The organism is Mesorhizobium sp. M00.F.Ca.ET.216.01.1.1 (assembly GCF_004010325.2).
Classification (GTDB): Bacteria; Pseudomonadota; Alphaproteobacteria; order Rhizobiales; family Rhizobiaceae; genus Mesorhizobium.
The window spans coordinates 1-333 of record NZ_SADR02000328.1 but is presented as its reverse complement, the minus strand read 5'-3'; the positions used below and the strand labels follow the sequence as shown (position 1 = coordinate 333).

The window sequence follows — 333 nt, the reverse complement described above, 5'->3', positions numbered from 1 at the left end:
CACCGACCCGGTGTCGGTTGCCGTTGGGCTTGCCGACAAGCTCGACACGCTGACCGGCTTCTGGGCGATCGATGAAAAGCCGACCGGCAGCAAGGACCCGTTCGCGCTGCGGCGCGCGGCGCTTGGCGTGGTCAGGATTTTGGTCGAGAACCGCATTCGCCTGGGGCTGACGTCGATCTTCGCCAAGGCCTTCGCAAACTTCCCCGGCGGCGCCGGCCAGACGTCGGATCTGCTCGCATTCTTCCACGACCGCCTGAAGGTTTATCTTCGCGACCAAGGCGCGCGGTACGATCTGATCGATGCCGTTATCACGCCGCAGTCCGACGATCTTCT

At 64.0% G+C, this 333-nt stretch carries 1 protein-coding gene; it reads left to right on the top strand.

The window, feature by feature from the left end; translation table 11 throughout:
• The coding region (locus tag EN859_RS36325; RefSeq protein WP_135913682.1) for a glycine--tRNA ligase subunit beta at nucleotides 1-333 on the top strand (333 nt) is incomplete at both ends.